Consider the following 3,635-nt stretch of genomic DNA (forward strand, 5'->3'; position numbering starts at 1 on the left):
GATCTCGTTGAGGCGCGAGCAGTGGTTGTTGATGATCTCGACCATGCGCAGGTCGGTATCGTTCATGTCGGTGGATTCGGCGAGCAATTGGGCCGAGTAGTGGATCGCCGCCAGCGGATTGCGGATCTCGTGGGCGATCGACGCCGACAAACGGCCCAGTGAGCTGAGGGTGAGCTCTTCGGCGCGACGCGAGACCAACGACGTGTCGTCAAGGAAGATCAGCACGTGCGAGTCGTCGTTCGGTGCCAGGCGCGAGAATCGCGGGATCACCTCGGGGGTGCCGTCGGCCAGCATGGTCGCGCTCTCGTCCAGCTTGCCCGAGGTGCGCCAGTGGTAAAGGCGCCGCGACAGCTCGGGAGCCAGGGTGCCCAGGTCGCGCTGGTCCGCCGAGGGATTGCCCATCAGCATCCAGGCCGACTCGTTGAGCTGGTGGATGCGGTTGCCCTCGTCGACCAGCAGTACACCGGTCTTCATACGGCGGATGATCAGCTCGTTGACCTGCGAGAGGTTGGCAAGATCGATACCGCGCTGCTCGGCCAGCGCCTCGGAGGCGCGGATGTTCCGGCCGAGCACATAGCACAGCGAGGTACAGGCGAAGTAAGCCGCGCCGAACAGCCCGTACTCGGCCAGCTCACGATCCGACGAGCTCGCCTCGGCCAGGTCGAAGAACGAATGACCCAGCATGCCCAGGGTGGCCATGGCGGCGAAGAACATCGACAGCCGGAACGGCAGCAGCAGGGCGCCTGTGGCCAGGTTCACCGCCAGCATCATGGCTACGCCCATGCGGACGTCGTGCATGAGCATGAGGGCGAGCAGGGCCGCCGCGATGTCCAGTGAGAGCCCGACCGAGACGATCAGGACCGGGCGATTCAGTGACTGCCGGGTGCGCGCCACCATGACCAGGGCCGCCAGCAGGTAGGCCAGGGCGAAAAGGCGGGCGAAGAGGGGTTCGGGCAGGTTCGGCCAGTTCAGGTGTTCGGGGTGGAACGCCAGCGCGGTGTAAACCGCCGCCTGCCCGAGACGGAAGTAATTGAAAAAGAACAGTTCGTGGCGGGCGGTGGTCTGGTTCGCCGTAGACCTGGCGGCTATTGTCGACGCGGGCGTGGACACGTGGGTACTTCTCCGCCGGGCCCCCCGGGGCCTGGATGACGCCCAGTATAGGTGTCGGGGCGGTCRCGGCAACTCACGCCACCGACAGCTTCCAGCCGGCCCGCGGGCCGCGCTGCACGGCCAATGCGGCGCCGCCCCTTTCCATCCGGGGCGCCTTCCGGGAAAATACGCGGCCGTATTGCGTGAAACTCGCGCAATCGATCCATCCCCCATCCCCGTGCGAGCCGTTCACGGCCTGCACGCGTCCACATGTTTCTCCCGTTCGCTCGAGGTATCGAATGAATTTCCACGAGTACCAGGCTAAAGAACTGTTCGCCAAGTACGGCATTGCCGTACCGCCGGGCAAGGTTGCCAACTCTCCCGATGCCGCTGTCGACGCCGCCAAGCACCTTGGTGGTTCGCAGTGGATGGTCAAGGCCCAGATCCATGCCGGCGGTCGCGGCAAGGCCGGTGGCGTCAAGTTCTGCCGCAGCCTCGATGCCGTTCGCGATGCCGCCAAGGGCATGCTCGGCACGAACATGGAAACCTACCAGTCCGCCGGCCGTGCGCTGCCGGTGAACCTGGTGCTGGTCACCGACGCGACCGACATCGCGAAGGAACTGTACCTCTCGATCCTCACCGATCGTGACACCAAGTCGATCTCGTTCATCGCCTCCAAGCACGGCGGCGTCGACATCGAACAGGTGGCCGCCGAAACGCCGGAAGACATCCACACCTTCCAGGTGGATTTCGTCGAAGGCCTGCAGCCGTACCAGTGCCGTGAGCTCGGGTTCAAGATGGACCTGAATCCGAAGCAGGTCGGCCAGCTCGTCAAGATCATGCTTGGCCTGTACAAGCTGTTCAACGAGAAGGACCTCGCCCTGGTCGAGCTGAACCCGCTCGCCGTTCTCGAAGACGGCAACCTCGCCGCCCTCGACGGCAAGGTCAACTCCGACGACAACGCCGAGTTCCGTCACGCCGACCTCGCGGCGATGCGCGATCTCACGCAGGAAGACGCGGCCGAAGCGGCTGCCGTCCAGCACAACCTCAACTACGTCACGATGGACGGCACGATTGGCTGCATGGTCAATGGCGCCGGTCTGGCGATGGCCACGATGGRCGTGATCAAGCTGGCAGGAGGTGAGCCGGCCAACTTCCTCGACGTCGGCGGCGGTGCCACCAAGGAGCGCGTCTCCGAGGCGTTCAAGCTGATCCTCTCGTCGGACAAGGTGAAGGCCATCCTGGTCAACATCTTCGGCGGCATCGTGCGCTGCGACCTGATCGCCGAGGGCRTCATCGCCGCGGTGAAGGAAGTGGGTCTGCAGATCCCGGTGATCGTGCGCCTGCAGGGCACGAACGTCGACGAAGGTCGCAAGCTCCTGGCCAACTCGGGTCTGGCGATCACGCCGGCCGACGATCTTAACGATGCGGCCCAAAAGGCCGTGGCCGCAGCGGCCTGAGGAGCATATTTAAATGAGCGTCCTGATCAACAAGAACACCAAGGTCCTCGTCCAGGGTTTCACCGGACAGCAGGGTACCTTCCACGCCGAACAGGCGATTGCCTACGGAACCAAGGTCGTCGGCGGTGTCACGCCGGGCAAGGGTGGTTCCGAGCACATCAACCTGCCGGTCTTCAACACGGTGCGTGACGCGGTCGACCAGACCGGCGCCGACGCGTCGGTGATCTTCGTGCCGCCTCCGTTCGCGGCCGACTCGATCCTCGAAGCCATCGCTGGTGGCATCAAGATCATCGTCACGATCACCGAAGGCATTCCGGTGCTCGACATGATGCGCGTGAAGAACGTGCTCAAGTCGCACCCGGACGTCGTGCTCGTCGGTCCGAATTGCCCGGGCGTCATCACCCCGGGTGAGTGCAAGATCGGCATCATGCCGGGCCACATCCACAAGCCGGGCAAGGTCGGTATCGTTTCGCGTTCGGGCACCCTGACGTACGAAGCGGTTTTCCAGACCACGAACGAAGGCCTCGGCCAGTCCACCTGCATCGGCATCGGTGGCGACCCGATCAACGGTCTGAACTTCATCGACTGCCTGAAGCTGTTCCAGGACGATCCGCAGACCGAAGGCATCATCATGGTCGGCGAAATCGGTGGCAGCGCTGAAGAAGACGCCGCTGAGTTCATCAGCCAGTACGTCAAGAAGCCGGTCGTCTCGTTCATCGCAGGCGCCTCGGCTCCTCCGGGCAAGCGCATGGGCCACGCCGGTGCGATCATCTCCGGCGGCAAGGGCACGGCGGAAGCCAAGTTCGCCGCGCTCGAGAAGGCAGGCGTGACCACGGTCAAGTCGCCCGCCGACCTCGGCAAGACCCTCGCCGGTCTGATGAAGTAATACCCACCCGCCTCGGCGAGTGATAAAAACCGCGGCCCCCGGGCCGCGGTTTTTTTATGCCCCGCGAACGGGTTCGGTACCCTTGTAGGAGCCGATTCATCGGCGATCCCGCGGCAGCGGGCCAGTCCGCCGCGAGCACCCATCGCCGATGAATCGGCTCCTACATGGGACCTGCGTTAGATGGCGGGCAGGTTCCAGGC

3 protein-coding genes are annotated in these 3,635 nt (G+C 64.4%); 2 read left to right on the top strand and 1 reads right to left on the bottom strand.

Going from position 1 to position 3,635, the window contains the following annotated elements; all coding sequences use genetic code 11:
* On the bottom strand, positions 1–1,110 hold a 1,110-nt coding region (locus tag AC1DT2_RS18015), incomplete at its 3' end, for a histidine kinase dimerization/phospho-acceptor domain-containing protein (RefSeq protein ID WP_477297847.1).
* 278 nt (positions 1,111–1,388) lie between these two features.
* Here AC1DT2_RS18015 and sucC point away from each other — a divergent pair.
* Both sucC and sucD read left to right on the top strand, forming a co-directional pair.
* Positions 1,389–2,549: an ADP-forming succinate--CoA ligase subunit beta gene (gene sucC, locus AC1DT2_RS18020; RefSeq protein WP_477297849.1), complete on the top strand. Its 1,161-nt coding sequence runs from the start codon at positions 1,389–1,391 to the stop codon at positions 2,547–2,549.
* A gap of 13 nt (positions 2,550–2,562) precedes the next feature.
* On the top strand, positions 2,563–3,435 hold the full coding sequence (gene sucD / locus AC1DT2_RS18025) for a succinate--CoA ligase subunit alpha (RefSeq protein WP_036137555.1): 873 nt from the start codon (positions 2,563–2,565) through the stop codon (positions 3,433–3,435).
* Positions 3,436–3,635: the final 200 nt, after the last annotated feature.

Source organism: Luteibacter sp. P4_E6 (assembly GCF_056401535.1).

Bases quoted from the DNA above. Each gene is read 5' to 3' on its own strand.
- sucD (WP_036137555.1), top strand. From the start codon at position 2,563: ATGAGCGTCCTGATCAACAAGAACACCAAGGTCCTCGTCCAGGGTTTC.